This window comes from Pseudarthrobacter sp. BIM B-2242 (assembly GCF_014764445.1).
GTDB lineage: Bacteria > Actinomycetota > Actinomycetes > Actinomycetales > Micrococcaceae > Arthrobacter > Arthrobacter luteus_A.
Genome location: NZ_CP061721.1, coordinates 3,550,287 through 3,563,123 on the forward strand (window position 1 = coordinate 3,550,287; position 12,837 = coordinate 3,563,123).

A 12,837-nucleotide genomic window follows, 5' to 3' on the forward strand; every position below is an offset into this window, starting at 1 on the left:
GAAGGTGCCCGGACGCGTGGGGGCGCGCCCGGGCGTGCCCGGGCCGGAGGGGTGACCGGCCCGGGCGGTCTGGGGGATGCCTGGTTAGGCTGCGGGAACGGAGTTCCGCCAGGCATTCCAGCCGGCGTAGCTGCCGTCGAGTTCGACGACGTCGTACCCCGCCCGGCGCAGGGCGCTGGCTGCCACGGAGTTCCGGACACCGGACTGGCAGTAGGTGACGATGGTGCCGTCGGCGGGGAGCTCATCGAGGTGCCACATGACCCGGCCGCCGCTGAGCTGGTGCGAGCCCGGGATGTGGCCGGCGGTGTGTTCGGTCTTGTTGCGGACGTCCAGGACCATGGCGGCCTCGAAGCTGTCGAGGTTCCCGGGCTGGATGAGCTTCGGCGTGAAGGTGGGGAGCCCTTCGATGCTGGTGACGTAGCCTGCGACGTTGTCGATGCCCACGCGGATCAGGTGGTCCCACATGTCCATAGCCTGGTCCTGGTCGTTAGCCAGGAGCACCAGGGGATTTTTGTCGGTTTCCGGGTTGACTACCCAGGCGCCGTAGCTGGCCACGGACTTGCCTGCCGGCACGTTCAGGGAACGGGCTACCGTGCCTTCGTGGACCTCGCTGTTGGAACGGGTGTCGATGAAGGTCAGGGTGTCCGCTGCCAGGCCTGCAGCAACGATGCCGGGCGCGAGCTCGGGCAGCGGGGTGCGTTCGCCCATGATGGCCGGGCCTTCACGGTTTTCGCGTTTCATCCGGCCGAAGTAGGCGTGGGCGTCGGGCTGGCCGTCGAGGAGTTCGTTGATGAAACCCTGCTCGTCGTTGGCGGCGAGGTAGGGGCCCCACCAGGCGTAGAGGCGCTCATAGCCCACGGTTGAGGAGGGGATGGCGCCGAGGGCCTTGCCGCAGGCGCTGCCGGCGCCGTGGGCAGGGTGGACCTGGACGTAGTCGGGGAGTGTGAGGAACTTGTCCTGCAGGCTGGCGAAGAGCTGCTTGGCACCTTCGAAGCGGGTGTCGATGCCGCCGGCTGCCTCGTCCAGCAGGTCCGGCCGGCCCAGGTCGCCTGAGAAGACAAAGTCGCCCGAGAGCAGGTAGCCGGGCTGGTCGCTGAAGGCGCCGTCGGTCACCAGGAAGGACAGGTGCTCGGGGGTGTGGCCGGGGGTGTGGAGGGCCTTGATGGTGATGTTGCCCAGGGTGATGGCGTCGCCGTCGTAGAGGCGTTCGCCGTCGAATTCGTACTGCCAGTCTGGTCCGCCCTCGCCGGAGACGTAGATCTTCGCGCCGGTGGCAGCGGCCAGTTCGCGGGTGCCGGAAAGATAGTCGGCGTGGATGTGGGTTTCGGTGACGGCCACGATCTTCATGCCGTTCTTCGCGGCAAGATCCTGGTACACGGCGATGTCGCGGCGGCCGTCCACGACGATGGCTTCCCCCTTGGCCTGGCAGCCAATCAGGTAGCTGGCCTGGGCGAGGTCTTCGTCGTAAATGCGCTCGATAAGCATCTGGTGCTCTCCTTCGTGGAGTGGGTTTTTAGAGAAGGTCTTGGCTTAAGTGTAATACCCCAGGGGGTATCCAGCAACGAGGGGTGCGGGCCGGGCAATCCGCGCGTGCGTCAGGCGGGCTGCCGGGCTGCGTCAGCCCGGAGTTTGTTCATGTCGAGGTTTTTGACTTCCTGGATGACTTCTTCGAGGCCGGTGGCGTTGAGGGCCTGTTCGGCTTCGGTGCCCTCCTTGGCGAAGTCGATGGTTGCCATCGTCTTTTGTGTCCTTTCGGGCGTGGTTTGGGGTGAAGGGTGGCGGAACTGTGGGGTTAGGTGGTGGGGAGGCCGGCGCGGGTCCAGGCGATCATGCCGCCGGCCATGGTGTCCGCGGTGAAGCCGGCTCCGCTAAGGGCGTCGGCCACGCGGGCTGAACGGTTGCCGCTGCGGCAGACCGCAATGACGGGGACGGCGGAGTCCAGCTCGGACAGGCGTGCCTGCAGCTGGCCCATGGGGATGTGCAGGGCACCGGGGATCATGCCTTCGGCGACCTCGAAGTCCTCGCGGACATCGAGGATGCGGGCGGTGGCACGGCGCTGGTCGGCCTCGGTGATGGTGATTTCAGCCATGGGATTCTCCTTCGACATACGTGTGGGGCTGTTGTTAGCGGACGGGTTCGCCGGCAGAGCGCCAGGCGCCCATGCCGCCGCGCAGGGAGTAGGCCTCGTACCCCTGGGAAGCGAGGAGACGGGCCGCTGAAGCGGAGCGGACCCCGGACTGGCACATGGCTACTGAGACCGTTTTATAGGGCTTGCTGAAGGCTTTTTTCAGGGAGCTGATGAGGCCCATGGTGTTCTCCTTGGCTGGTTGGTGGCGGGTTTAGACGGGTGAGGGGACGTTGCTGCGCCGGCCGCTTCGGTTGCGCAGCGGGCACGAGCTGATGAAGAACCAGCAGGTGCCCGCGGTGACTGCCATCAGGGCTGCGACTCCGGCAGCGATGAACCACCGCAGGTCGGCAGGGGCCTGCTGGATGAGGACGAAGGTTCCCATGGCCAGGACGAACCAGCCGAACGCCTTCCGCAGGGCGGCCTCCGGGATGCGGCCGGCGAGTGTGGAGCCGGCAAGGGTGCCAACGATGGCAGCTACGGTCACGCCGAGGGTGATGCCCCAGTCGAGCTGGACGGTGGTGAGGTAACCGGCGAGCCCGGCGAAGGACTTCATGGCGATGACCACCAGGGAAGTGCCCACGGCAACAGACATCGGGAGGCCGCCCAGGAGCGCCAGGGCCGGAACCACAAGGAAACCGCCGCCCGCGCCGACCAATCCGGTCACGAGCCCGACGACCGCCCCGTCCAGTAGCACCCTGCCCAGGGGCAGCTCATGCTTCACCGGTGCGCCGCCGTCGTCGTTCTTCTTCTTGCGGCCGCGAAGCATGGCCACGGAGGTGGCCACCATCATGACCGCGAAGGCGATGAGCAGGATCTGGCCGGGGATGTGCCCGCCCAGGAGGCCGCCGACGAACGCGCCGGCCATGCCGGCCGCGCCGAAGATCAGGCCGGTCCGCCACATCACCCTGCCGCCGCGGGCGTGGCTGAACACGCTGACCGCGGAGGTGACGCCGACGACGAACAGGGAGGCCGCGATGGCTTCCTTGGCCTCGAAGCCCGCCACGTAGACCAGGATCGGCACGGTCAGGATCGATCCGCCGCCGCCCAGGACGCCGAGCGAGAGCCCGATGACTACCGACAGGGCAAGGACCAGGAGGAGGGTGGTGGTCATGAGGCCTTGGCCTCACCGTTTCCGGTGGCGCGTGCACCCGCGACGGGAAGGGTCAGGATGGCGCTCTCGCGGGTGGGTTCCTTGGCAGCCTTATTCCACGGCATTGCCGAGATGGCCTGGCCCATGGCGCAGGTATTGGTGGCGGCCGAGAAGGTCAGTCCTGTGCCGATGGCGCCGGCGAGCAGGCGGATTTTCGGGGAGACGAACTTGCCGCCCGCCAGGCCCAGGACCACCAGGGAACCGGCCACGAGGCGGACCTGGCGCTCCAGGTCCCAGCGGCTCTTGCCCCGGACAACGTCGCCGCCGGTGGCAGCGAAGCCGGGCGCGCCGCCGGTCAGGACGTAGGCACCGTCGATCCCGGACTTGCCCAGCCGCTGGCGCGCCTGCTCGGCGCGGGCACCGGACTGGCAGACAAGGACCACACGGGAGCCCAGGCGGGCCGCGAGTTCATCCGCGTGCTCCGACAGCAAGGGAAGCGGCACATTGTAGGAGCCCCGGATATGCATGGACTCGAACTCGGCGGCGGAGCGCACGTCGATCACCACGAGGTCCTGATGCTGGTCAATCCAGGTGCGCAGGGTCTCTGGAGCAAGGGCGGTAACGGCCGATGCCGCGGAAGGGGAAGTCATGTGCTGGCCTCTCGATTTGGGAAATGGTGGATACCCCACCGAGTATTACAGATACCCCCATGGGTATGTCAAACACCCTGGGGGGTATACAATGGACGGAGTCGCCGACATTGGAGAAACCCATGGAACTCAACCCGTCAGAACTGACGCCCGTGATCAACAGGCTCAAGCGCGCCCAGGGCCAACTGGCCGCTGTCACCCGCATGCTTGAAGAAGGCCGGGACTGCAAGGACGTCGTCACTCAGCTCGCGGCCGTGTCCAAAGCACTCGACCGGGCCGGATTCGCCATCATCGCCACAGGCCTGGAGCAGTGTATCGTCCAGAAGGACGCAACGATGGACAAGAAAGAGCTGGAAAAGCTCTTCCTTTCCCTCGCCTGACCAGCGCCGCCCCGGACGCCATGTCCGGTAGCTGAAGCTTCAGATGAACCCATGGGACGCTCTCTCACTTAATGCGGGAAAAAGACCGACGCTGTCTCACTTTCTTCAAGAAAGTGAGACAGCGTCGGTCAAAAACCCGCATTAAGTGAGAGAGCGTCCGGGGTGGGGTGCTGTATCGGGTCCGCGTAACGGCGCATACTTGAACGCACAGGCGGCCCTGGCCCTAGGAGGACACCATGAAGTTTCTCGGAGCACTGATTGTCATCTGGCTGATCATCGGAGGAATCGCCGCCTGGCAGCGCGGCTACTTCGGCGGCGCCCCCGGGACCTGCGCACAGGCCGGCACGGTGGCTGTGACCATCATCGCGGGTCCCCTGAACTACATGGGCGTCAACCCGAAGATCGAGTGCGAACTCCCCCAGCCGTCCCAGTAGCCGGATCCGGCAGTCCCTTCCTTGGAGCCGCGCCGGGCGTTGCCTAGAGTAGGAAATGCCGGGCGCGGCGCGTCCGCGCCCTGATTCTGATCCCGAAGCTTCGAAAGGACCGCCAGATGGCCTACGTCACCGTTGGAACCGAGAACAGCACCGATATCGAGATCTACTATGAGGACCACGGAAGCGGACAGCCTGTGGTCCTGATCCACGGGTACCCGCTGGACGGTTCCTCCTGGGAGAAGCAGACCACAGCCCTGCTCGAAGCCGGCTTCCGCGTCATCACCTACGACCGCCGCGGATTCGGCAAGTCAAGCAAGCCCACCAAGGGCTACGACTATGACACCTTCGCCGCCGACCTCAACACCCTCCTGACCACCCTGGACCTGACCAACGCCGTCCTGGTGGGCTTCTCCATGGGCACGGGCGAAGTGGCCCGGTACATCAGCACCTACGGTTCAGAGCGTGTCGCCCGGGCCGCGTTCCTGGGATCGCTGGAACCTTTCGTGCTGAAGACCGATGACAATCCCGACGGCGTGCCGCAGGAGGTTTTCGACGGGCTCACCGAAGCCGTCACTGCAGATCCATACGCGTTCCTGCGGGAGTTCTTCAAGAACTTCTACAACACCGACACCTTCCTGGGCACCCCACGCCTCAGCCAGGAAGCCGTGGATGCCAGCTGGAACGTCGCCGCCGCCGCAGGAGCCACTGCCCTGGTTGCCGCGCAGCCCACCTGGCTCACCGATTTCCGGGCAGACATCCCCAAGATCGATGTCCCGGCCCTGATCCTGCACGGCACGGCGGACAACATCCTGCCCATCGACGTGACCGGCCGCCGGTTCACCAAGGCGCTGCCGAGCGCCCAGTACCGGGAGATCGAGGGCGCGCCGCACGGCCTGCTGTGGACGCACGCCGCGGAGGTCAACGAAGCCCTGCTCGCGTTCCTCAAGAAGTAGATCCTCAAGAACCCCCGGCTGCGGAGACAACAAGAGGAGGGATCAGGCACCATGCCTGATCCCTCCTCTGTGTTGGTGCGGTGGTGCCTTAAGCCTTGGCAGTCTTGCCCGGCAGCGCCAGGCGGAAAATCTTGCCCCAGGTGGATCCAACCTGCTTCAGCAGCGGACCCGTGGTGTACTTCAGGCCGTAGCGCTGGCAGATTTCACGAACGAGCGGTGCAACCTCGGCGTACCGGTTGGACGGCAGGTCGGGGAAGAGGTGGTGCTCGATCTGGTGCGAGAGGTTGCCGGTCATCAGGTGCATGAACTTCGACCCGGAGATGTTGGCTGAACCGATCATCTGACGGACGTACCAGTCCCCGCGGGTTTCGCCTTCCACCATTTCCTCGCTGAAGGTGTCTGTGCCTTCGGGGAAGTGGCCGCAGAAGATGACAGCGTGCGCCCAGACGTTGCGGACGGCGTTGGCCGTCAGCGTGCCGTAGAGGGCCTGCTTGCCGGAACCGGTGAGCATGGCGACGGCGGGAGTGGCGGCGTAGTCCTTGGTGAACTGCGTGACCACCTTCTTGCCCAGCGCCTTGAGGTCCTTGAGCAGGGCTTCCTTGGACTTCCTGCCCTCCTTGAACTCGGTGAGCTCGAGGTCGTAGATGGCGATGCCCCACTCGAAGAGGGGCGCCAGGATGGCGTTGTACAGCGGGTTGCCCAGGTTCGCAGGCACCCACGGCTGGCTCTCGTCCATGCGGAGGAGGTTGTACCCGACGTCGTTGTCCTTGCCCACCACATTGGTCCAGCGGTGGTGCAGGTCATTGTGGGTGTGCTGCCAGGAGCGCGACGGGGTGACGAAGTCCCACTCCCAGGTGGTGGAGTGGATATCCGGGTCCCGCATCCAGTCCCACTGGCCGTGGAGCACGTTGTGCCCGATCTCCATGTTCTCGAGGATCTTCGCCAGGCTCAGGAGGGTGGTGCCGGTGACCCAGGCTGCCTTGTTCTTGCTGACCAGGAGTGCCGCGCGGCCGGAGATTTCAAGACCGCGCTGGATCTTGATGATGCGCCGGATGTAGGCGGCGTCCGACGCGCCGCGCTTGGCGAGGATATCGTCGCGGATCGCGTCGAGTTCCCGGCCCAGCTCAGCTACCTGTTCATCTGAGAGGTGCGCGGCTGTGGGAGGGCGGACCGACGGGCTGCCGGACTCGGCGAGCGCACCGGGGCGCGTCCTTGCCGCTCCTGTCGGGGCGGTCTTGCCTTCTGAAATTGTCTTCTTTTCTGAAACTACTGACATGCGGTGAAGCTCCTCAGAGTTCGAGGTTGACGGGTCCGGCGGCTGCCGAGACACACGTTTGGATCAGTTCGCCGGGCTCGCCGTGGATCTCGTTGGTGCGGAGATCGCGGACTTGTCCGGCCAGGAGCGGGGTAAGGCAGCTGTGGCAGATTCCCATCCGGCAGCCGCTGGGCATCAGCACCCCGGCGTCCTCGCCGATGTCCAGCAGCGGGGTGTCGCCGTCGGCATCGACTTCCCGGTCCGACGCCTCAAAGGTGACCAGGCCGCCGTCGTGCCCCACACCCCCGGCGAAGGTGGTGTTAAACCGTTCAATCATCAGGTTGCCGGGGTCGCCGGCAATCGCAACGTCCGAACCCGGGGCGGCGGTGGTCAGCGCGGCCTGTTTCCAGAGCGCCTCGGCGTCGTCAAGGAAACTGTCGGGGCCGCAGGCGTACGCGGCGCGTTCTTTCCAGTCAGGGCAGATCGCATCCAGCTCCGCCGTGTTGGTCAGGTCCATCCGGCCCTGCTCGCCGGTGTACCAGTGGGCCAGGCGGAAGTTGGGAAACTGGTCCGCCAGCTCGGCGAGTTCCTCACGGAAGAGGCTGTCGCCCGGGGTACGGGCGGAATGGACCAGCACGACGTCGGCATCCGGGCGGCGCGGGACCAGCGTGCGGATCATGGACATCACCGGAGTAATGCCGCTTCCGGCGGTAACCATCAGCAGCGGCCGCGGGTGCTCGGGAAGGACAAAGTCACCCTGCGGCGGTGCGAGGAAAAGGACGTCCCCGGGCTTGGTGGTGCGCACCAACGTTCCGGAAACGGCCCCGACGTCGGTCACTGTGATGGCGGGGTCCTTGCCGGCGGGGGCGCTCAGGGAGTAGGACCGCCAGTGCCGGACGCCGTCGAGCTCAACGCCGATGCGGGCCCATTGGCCGGCCAGATGGGAATGCCACCCGCGGCCGGGGCGGAAAAATATGGTGGCCGACTGCGCCGTTTCCTGAACCACGCGGGTGACCACACCGCGAAGCTGGCGGGCCGAAAACACGGGGTTGAACAGCGACAGAATATCTTCTGGCGACAGGGGCGTCGTCAGGACGGACGCGGCTTGAGCCAGTTGGCGTAGCCGGATCATGCAGTTGTACCTAAAGCGGCGCGAGCCATATTTCTCTCTCCTGACCGTTCCGCAGTCACGCTGTAGCAGTCACACTGTTGTGTAGGGCATAAGCCCCCAAACCCGCTATAAGCCTAACGGCTTCGGCTGGTGGATGGTTCCCGGATCAGCGGGTATCCCGCGACTGGAATTCCTCGTCAAGGTCCTGATGCCTGAATTCCGTCTCCGGATTCGGTTCGCCTTCGGCCACGTATTCGTAATCGAGCTGGCGTTGCACCTGGCTGTCCAGGACCTGGAGCTGCTGGTCTGGAAGTGCAGCCAGGTCCGCAGGGAATTCGTCTTCCGGCGACAAATGGAGCTTTTCGGACATGGGTGCCTCTCTGGCTGCAGGGCAGAGCAGGGATCAGCAGGTTGCCCGGTCCTCATAGGATATTCCCTCCGCGCCGGATTACCCATCGAAATCTGCCCGTCTCAGGAGGTGGACGGGCCCCGGCGGATGGCAGGGGCAATGTACCGGGCTATGTTGCCCAGCATTTTGGCGTTGAAGTCCACGCCCAGCTGGTTAGGCACTGTGACAAGAAGGGTATCGGCGGCCTGGACGGCGGCGTCCGCCGCGAGCTGTGCTGCCAGGACATCAGGTGCTCCTGCGTATGTTTTGCCGAACCGGGCAGTCAGGCCATCGATGACACCAACCTGGTCACGGCTGTCCCGCAGGGCGCTGCCGGCGAAGTAACGGCTGTCCTCCTCGTCCACAATGGGAAGGACGCTCCGGCTGACGGACACGCGCGGCTGATGGCTATGCCCGGCGGCCGCCCACGCATCCCGGAAGAGCTGGATCTGTTCCGCCTGAAGCTGGTCGAAGGGCACACCGGTGTCCTCGGTAAGCAGCGTTGAGCTCATCAGGTTCATGCCCAGGCCCGCAGCCCAGACCGCTGTTTTCCGGCTGCCTGCTCCCCACCAGATACGCTCGGCAAGGCCCGGCGACTGCGGCTGAACCGGCAACAGGCCGGCAGCCGCGTAGCGCGGGTCCGCCTCTGCCACGCCGGCGCCGCTGATGGCCTGTCTGAACAGTTCCGTATGCCGGCGGGCCATGTCCGCATCCGTTTCGCCGGCCTCCGGACGGTAGCCGAACACCGCGGCGCCGTTCCGGGCAGGTTCGGGTGAACCGCGGCTGATACCAAGCTGCAGCCTGCCGCCGCTGATCAGGTCCGTGGCCGCGGCTTCTTCGGCCAGGTAGAGCGGATTCTCATAACGCATGTCAATGACGCCGGTCCCGATCTCAATCCGACTGGTCCGGGCCGCGATGGCGGCCAACAGCGGAAACGGGGACGCCTGTTGCCGGGCGAAGTGGTGCACCCGGAAGAACGCGCCGTCGATGCCCAACTCCTCGGCGGCCACAGCGAGGTCAATGCCCTGGAGCAGGGCGTCGCCCGCCGTTCTGGTCTGTGACCCCTGGCCGGGGCCCCAGTGGCCGAATGAGAGGAATCCAATGCGCTGCATGTCCTGCCCAACCCAGACAAGGCCACCCGCATTCCCGGCTGGCATGATGGGCCTGTGAACATTCCTACTGAAACGGTGTCGATCGCCAAGACGGCTGTGCTCTTTCTTCTCGCCGCGGCGGCTGAGATCGGCGGCGCGTGGCTGGTGTGGCAGGCCGTCCGCGAGGGCAAGGACTGGTGGTGGGCCGGACTCGGCGTCATTGCACTGGGGCTGTACGGGTTTGTTGCCACGCTGCAGCCGGACGCGCACTTCGGCAGGATCCTGGCGGCCTACGGCGGAGTTTTTGTGGCCGGCTCGCTGGCCTGGGGTGTGATCTTCGACGGCTTCCGGCCGGACCGGTGGGACATCGCCGGGTCTGTCATCTGCCTGCTGGGCGTGGCCGTGATCATGTTCGCGCCGCGGAACGCCGGCTGACCCCACCCGGCACACCCCGGCTGACAGCCCGGCCGGGAGCCGACCCGCCCGGCCGCGCCGGCATTCCCGGCTAAACTGGCCCGGTGTCCAGCAACCAGCCGCCCAGCGGGCCCGTGCCGCCTCCTCCCCCGCCGTCGCGCGGAAAGATCGCCGAACGGCTGCTTCCCGGCGGCACCGAGCCCGATCCCCGGTTCACGCTGGCCAACGAACGGACCTTCCTCGCGTGGATCCGCACCGCACTGGCACTCCTGGCCGGCGGCATCGCCATTGAAGCGTTTACCTCGGACCTGTTCCTGGAGCCTGTCCGCAAGAGCCTGGCGGTCATGCTCCTGCTCCTGGGCATGCTGCTGAGCGCGGGCGCCGCCGGGCGCTGGATCCGGGTGGAACGGAGCATGCGGAACAAAACCCCGCTCCCGCTGCCGCTGATCGTGCCTCTGCTGGCCGGCGCCGGGGCGCTGGCTGCCGCCGTCGTCCTCGTTTTTATTCTCTGGCGGTAGCCCGTGGTCCGCAGCCGGCTGCCTGACCCCGCACCGCACGGGGATCCAGGGCTCCAGCCCGAACGGACCACGCTGGCATGGGGCCGGACCATGCTGGCGCTGGTGACGGTCAGCGCCATCTTCCTGCGCTGGCTGCCGCACCACGGCCTCCCCATCCTGCTGCTGTTCGCCGTGTCCTCAGCCGCCGCGGCGGCAATCTACTTCACCCAGCGCCGCCGGTACAGTGCCAGTTCACGCGGCATCGCCAAGGAAAATGTCGACGCCGATACCTCCGCAGTGCTCTGGACCGCCTTCGCCGGGGTTGCGCTGGGCGGGCTGGGGATCGTTGTGGTCCTCGCGGCCTAGGCTTCGGCCAGGTGGGGCCGCTTGGAGGGGCCCCGGAGTGCCACGATGGTGAATACCAATGCCACGACGGCGGTGGCGACGAGAAGGAGCAGGCCGATCGAGTAGCTGCGGGTCGCGGCGTCGTAGGTTGCCCCCATCACAAGCGGCGGGAAGTAGCCGCCCAGGCCGCCTGCCGCGCTGACCACCCCGCTGATGCTGCCCACTTTGCCCTGCGGCGCGAGGACGCCCACCCAGGCGAATACCCCGCCCGCGCCCAGGCCGAGGGCCGCGGCCATGCCCAGGAAGGTCAGGCCGGCAGGCACGTCGCCGTCGGGCTGCAGGTTCACCACCCAGGCCAGAATGGCAACGCCTGCCAGCGACGTGATGACCACCGGCTTGGACCCGAACCGGTCCGCCAGCACGCCGCCCACCGGGCGGGCCAGCACGGCCGCGAGGGCGAACCCTGCCGTGCGGGCGCCGGCGCCGCTGGGGTCAAAACTGTACACATCCCGGAGGTAGGTGGGCAGGTAGGTGGCGAAGGAGACGAACCCGCCGAATACGACGGCGTAGAGGAAGCACATCCTCCACGTCACCGGGGTCTTGGCGGCGTCCAGGAGCTTGGGCAGCACCGGGGAATTGTTCCGCGTCCATCCCGGCGACTCCTTCATCAGGAACCAGACCAGGGCCGCCATTACGGCCAGGACGCCGGCGATCAGCAGGTGCGTGGGGAAGTACCCGATTCCCGCCACCAGCCGCGGGTTCAGGAAGGCTGCCAGCGCCGTCCCGCCCATCCCGGCGCCAAAGACTCCCGTGGCGAAGCCCCGCCGTGACGGCTCGTACCAGCCGCTGACAAAAGGGATTCCGACGGCGAACACGGTACCGGCGACTCCCAGCAGCAGGCCGGCGCCCAACACCAGCGCGAACGAATTGAGGAGTCCGCCTACGGCCACCAGGAGGATGGGCGGGATGGCGGCCAGCAGCACAAAGGAGAACATGGCGCGGCCGCCGTATTTGTCCGTCAGCGCCCCCACGGCGATGCGCCCCAGCGAACCCACAAACACCGGCATCGCCACGAGGACACCCGTTGCCGCCGGATTCAGCTGCAGGTTCTGTGTGTAGAACGAGCCCAGGGTGGCCACCGAATTCCAGGCCCAGAAGCCGGCCACGGACGCCGCCGTGGCCAGCACCAGGTTCAGGGTCCGTCCTTGGGCGCCCGCCAATGGGAGTGGTGCCGTTCCAGCCACTGTTACTCCTTAGGATTCGGCGATGAGGATTCAGCGATGAGGATTCAGCCGGCCATGTCAACGGTTGCGGGTATCTCTGTCCTTGGTCCCTACCGGGGACCAGCCTCGCCGGGCCACGGCATCCCGGGAGCGGTAGACGATGTACGGCCGGAAAAGGTAGTGCAAGGGCGCCGTGAAGGCATGCACCAGCCTGGTGAACGGCCAGATGACGAACAGTGCCATCCCCACCAGCGTGTGCAGATGGAAGGAGAACGGTGCTGCCGCCATGGCCGCGACATCCGGCTGGAAGATGAACAGGGAACGGAACCAAGGGGCCACCGTTTCCCGGTAGTTGTGCCCGTGCTCCCCCTCGAAAACGCTGGCCAGGGTGGTCCACAGCCCGAACACGATGGCGGCGGTGAGCACCACGTACATGGCTTTGTCGTTGGTGGTGGTGGCCATAAAGACAGGCCCCGTGGTGCGGCGCCGGTAGATCAGCAGGATGATCCCGCCGAGCGTCCCGACGCCGGCAATGCCGCCGACGAACAGCGCGTTGAAGTGGTAGAAATCCTGGCTCATCCCCACGGCCTGGGTCCACGCCATCGGGATGACCAGGCCGAAGAAGTGCCCGGCGATGACGGCCAGCAGGCCGAAGTGGAACAGCGGTGAGGCAATCCGGAGCAGCTTGGACTCATACAGCTGGGAGGAGCGGGTGGTCCAGCCGAATTGGTCGTACTTGTATCGCCACACCAGGCCGCCCACCAGGACCACCACCATGATGTAGGGCAGGACGCCCCACAGTGCGGTGTCCAGGGCGGAGATTTCGACGACGGCCCCTGGCTCCGTTTCGAACGGCGCGGTTTCGAAGGTCAGCATTC

17 protein-coding genes and 1 pseudogene are annotated in these 12,837 nt (G+C 66.3%); 6 read left to right on the plus strand and 12 right to left on the minus strand.

Annotation, left to right across the window (positions count from 1 at the left end; all coding sequences use genetic code 11):
- Nucleotides 1-84: 84 nt before the first annotated feature.
- From IDT60_RS16410 to IDT60_RS16435, 6 genes and pseudogenes are all read right to left on the minus strand, one after another.
- Nucleotides 85-1,485: a rhodanese-like domain-containing protein gene (locus IDT60_RS16410; protein ID WP_191079850.1), complete on the minus strand. Its 1,401-nt coding sequence runs from the start codon at nt 1,483-1,485 to the stop codon at nt 85-87.
- Nucleotides 1,486-1,595: 110 nt separating this feature from the next.
- A pseudogene (locus tag IDT60_RS16415) lies at nt 1,596-1,691 on the minus strand (thiol reductase thioredoxin); the annotation flags it as partial.
- Nucleotides 1,692-1,792: 101 nt separating this feature from the next.
- Nucleotides 1,793-2,089, minus strand: coding sequence for a rhodanese-like domain-containing protein (locus IDT60_RS16420; protein WP_191079851.1), 297 nt, complete (start codon nt 2,087-2,089; stop codon nt 1,793-1,795).
- Between the two features lie 34 nt (nt 2,090-2,123).
- A complete protein-coding gene (locus IDT60_RS16425) occupies nt 2,124-2,309 on the minus strand; it encodes a rhodanese-like domain-containing protein (protein ID WP_191079852.1) in 186 nt (61 codons plus the stop codon).
- Between the two features lie 30 nt (nt 2,310-2,339).
- The gene (locus tag IDT60_RS16430; protein ID WP_191079853.1) at nt 2,340-3,239 is read right to left on the minus strand and encodes a sulfite exporter TauE/SafE family protein; all 900 of its coding nucleotides are present in this window, start codon (nt 3,237-3,239) and stop codon (nt 2,340-2,342) included.
- Nucleotides 3,236-3,868 (minus strand): rhodanese-like domain-containing protein, encoded by a 633-nt coding sequence (locus IDT60_RS16435; protein ID WP_191079854.1) that lies wholly within the window; start codon nt 3,866-3,868, stop codon nt 3,236-3,238. Before IDT60_RS16435 ends, IDT60_RS16430 begins: the two co-directional genes overlap by 4 nt.
- 122 nt (nt 3,869-3,990) lie before the next feature.
- Here IDT60_RS16435 and IDT60_RS16440 point away from each other — a divergent pair, with 122 nt between their 5' ends.
- The 3 genes from IDT60_RS16440 to IDT60_RS16450 all read left to right on the plus strand — a co-directional run bounded on the left by IDT60_RS16440 (nt 3,991) and on the right by IDT60_RS16450 (nt 5,635).
- Nucleotides 3,991-4,248 (plus strand): metal-sensitive transcriptional regulator, encoded by a 258-nt coding sequence (locus IDT60_RS16440; RefSeq protein ID WP_017200146.1) that lies wholly within the window; start codon nt 3,991-3,993, stop codon nt 4,246-4,248.
- A gap of 236 nt (nt 4,249-4,484) precedes the next feature.
- Nucleotides 4,485-4,682 carry a hypothetical protein gene (locus IDT60_RS16445; protein WP_191079855.1) on the plus strand — a complete coding sequence of 66 codons (198 nt, stop codon included), beginning with the start codon at nt 4,485-4,487 and terminating at the stop codon, nt 4,680-4,682.
- A 116-nt stretch (nt 4,683-4,798) separates the two neighbouring features.
- Nucleotides 4,799-5,635 (plus strand): alpha/beta fold hydrolase, encoded by an 837-nt coding sequence (locus IDT60_RS16450; protein WP_191079856.1) that lies wholly within the window; start codon nt 4,799-4,801, stop codon nt 5,633-5,635.
- 88 nt (nt 5,636-5,723) lie between these two features.
- Here the strand turns inward: IDT60_RS16450 and IDT60_RS16455 are convergent, their stop codons facing one another.
- The 4 genes from IDT60_RS16455 to IDT60_RS16470 form a co-directional block, all read right to left on the minus strand.
- On the minus strand, nt 5,724-6,911 hold the full coding sequence (locus IDT60_RS16455) for an acyl-CoA desaturase (RefSeq protein ID WP_191079857.1): 1,188 nt from the start codon (nt 6,909-6,911) through the stop codon (nt 5,724-5,726).
- A 13-nt stretch (nt 6,912-6,924) separates the two neighbouring features.
- Nucleotides 6,925-8,022: a ferredoxin reductase gene (locus IDT60_RS16460; RefSeq protein WP_164205007.1), complete on the minus strand. Its 1,098-nt coding sequence runs from the start codon at nt 8,020-8,022 to the stop codon at nt 6,925-6,927.
- A 145-nt stretch (nt 8,023-8,167) separates the two neighbouring features.
- Nucleotides 8,168-8,371, minus strand: a complete 204-nt coding sequence (locus IDT60_RS16465; protein ID WP_191079858.1) for a hypothetical protein — start codon at nt 8,369-8,371, stop codon at nt 8,168-8,170.
- A 101-nt stretch (nt 8,372-8,472) separates the two neighbouring features.
- Nucleotides 8,473-9,501: an LLM class flavin-dependent oxidoreductase gene (locus IDT60_RS16470; RefSeq protein ID WP_191079859.1), complete on the minus strand. Its 1,029-nt coding sequence runs from the start codon at nt 9,499-9,501 to the stop codon at nt 8,473-8,475.
- Between the two features lie 75 nt (nt 9,502-9,576).
- Between IDT60_RS16470 and IDT60_RS16475 the strand changes: the two genes are divergently transcribed.
- The 3 genes from IDT60_RS16475 to IDT60_RS16485 all read left to right on the plus strand — a co-directional run bounded on the left by IDT60_RS16475 (nt 9,577) and on the right by IDT60_RS16485 (nt 10,757).
- Nucleotides 9,577-9,915, plus strand: coding sequence for a YnfA family protein (locus tag IDT60_RS16475; RefSeq protein ID WP_191081994.1), 339 nt, complete (start codon nt 9,577-9,579; stop codon nt 9,913-9,915).
- A gap of 83 nt (nt 9,916-9,998) precedes the next feature.
- Nucleotides 9,999-10,412, plus strand: a complete 414-nt coding sequence (locus tag IDT60_RS16480; protein WP_164205001.1) for a YidH family protein — start codon at nt 9,999-10,001, stop codon at nt 10,410-10,412.
- A 3-nt stretch (nt 10,413-10,415) separates the two neighbouring features.
- Nucleotides 10,416-10,757 carry a DUF202 domain-containing protein gene (locus tag IDT60_RS16485; protein WP_191079860.1) on the plus strand — a complete coding sequence of 114 codons (342 nt, stop codon included), beginning with the start codon at nt 10,416-10,418 and terminating at the stop codon, nt 10,755-10,757.
- Here the strand turns inward: IDT60_RS16485 and IDT60_RS16490 are convergent.
- Nucleotides 10,754-11,980, minus strand: coding sequence for a nitrate/nitrite transporter (locus IDT60_RS16490; RefSeq protein WP_191079861.1), 1,227 nt, complete (start codon nt 11,978-11,980; stop codon nt 10,754-10,756). The two genes, IDT60_RS16485 and IDT60_RS16490, sit on opposite strands and share 4 nt — an antisense overlap.
- A gap of 57 nt (nt 11,981-12,037) precedes the next feature.
- Complete coding sequence (gene narI / locus IDT60_RS16495; protein ID WP_164204996.1) at nt 12,038-12,835, minus strand: respiratory nitrate reductase subunit gamma; 798 nt, start codon at nt 12,833-12,835, stop codon at nt 12,038-12,040.
- Nucleotides 12,836-12,837: the final 2 nt, after the last annotated feature.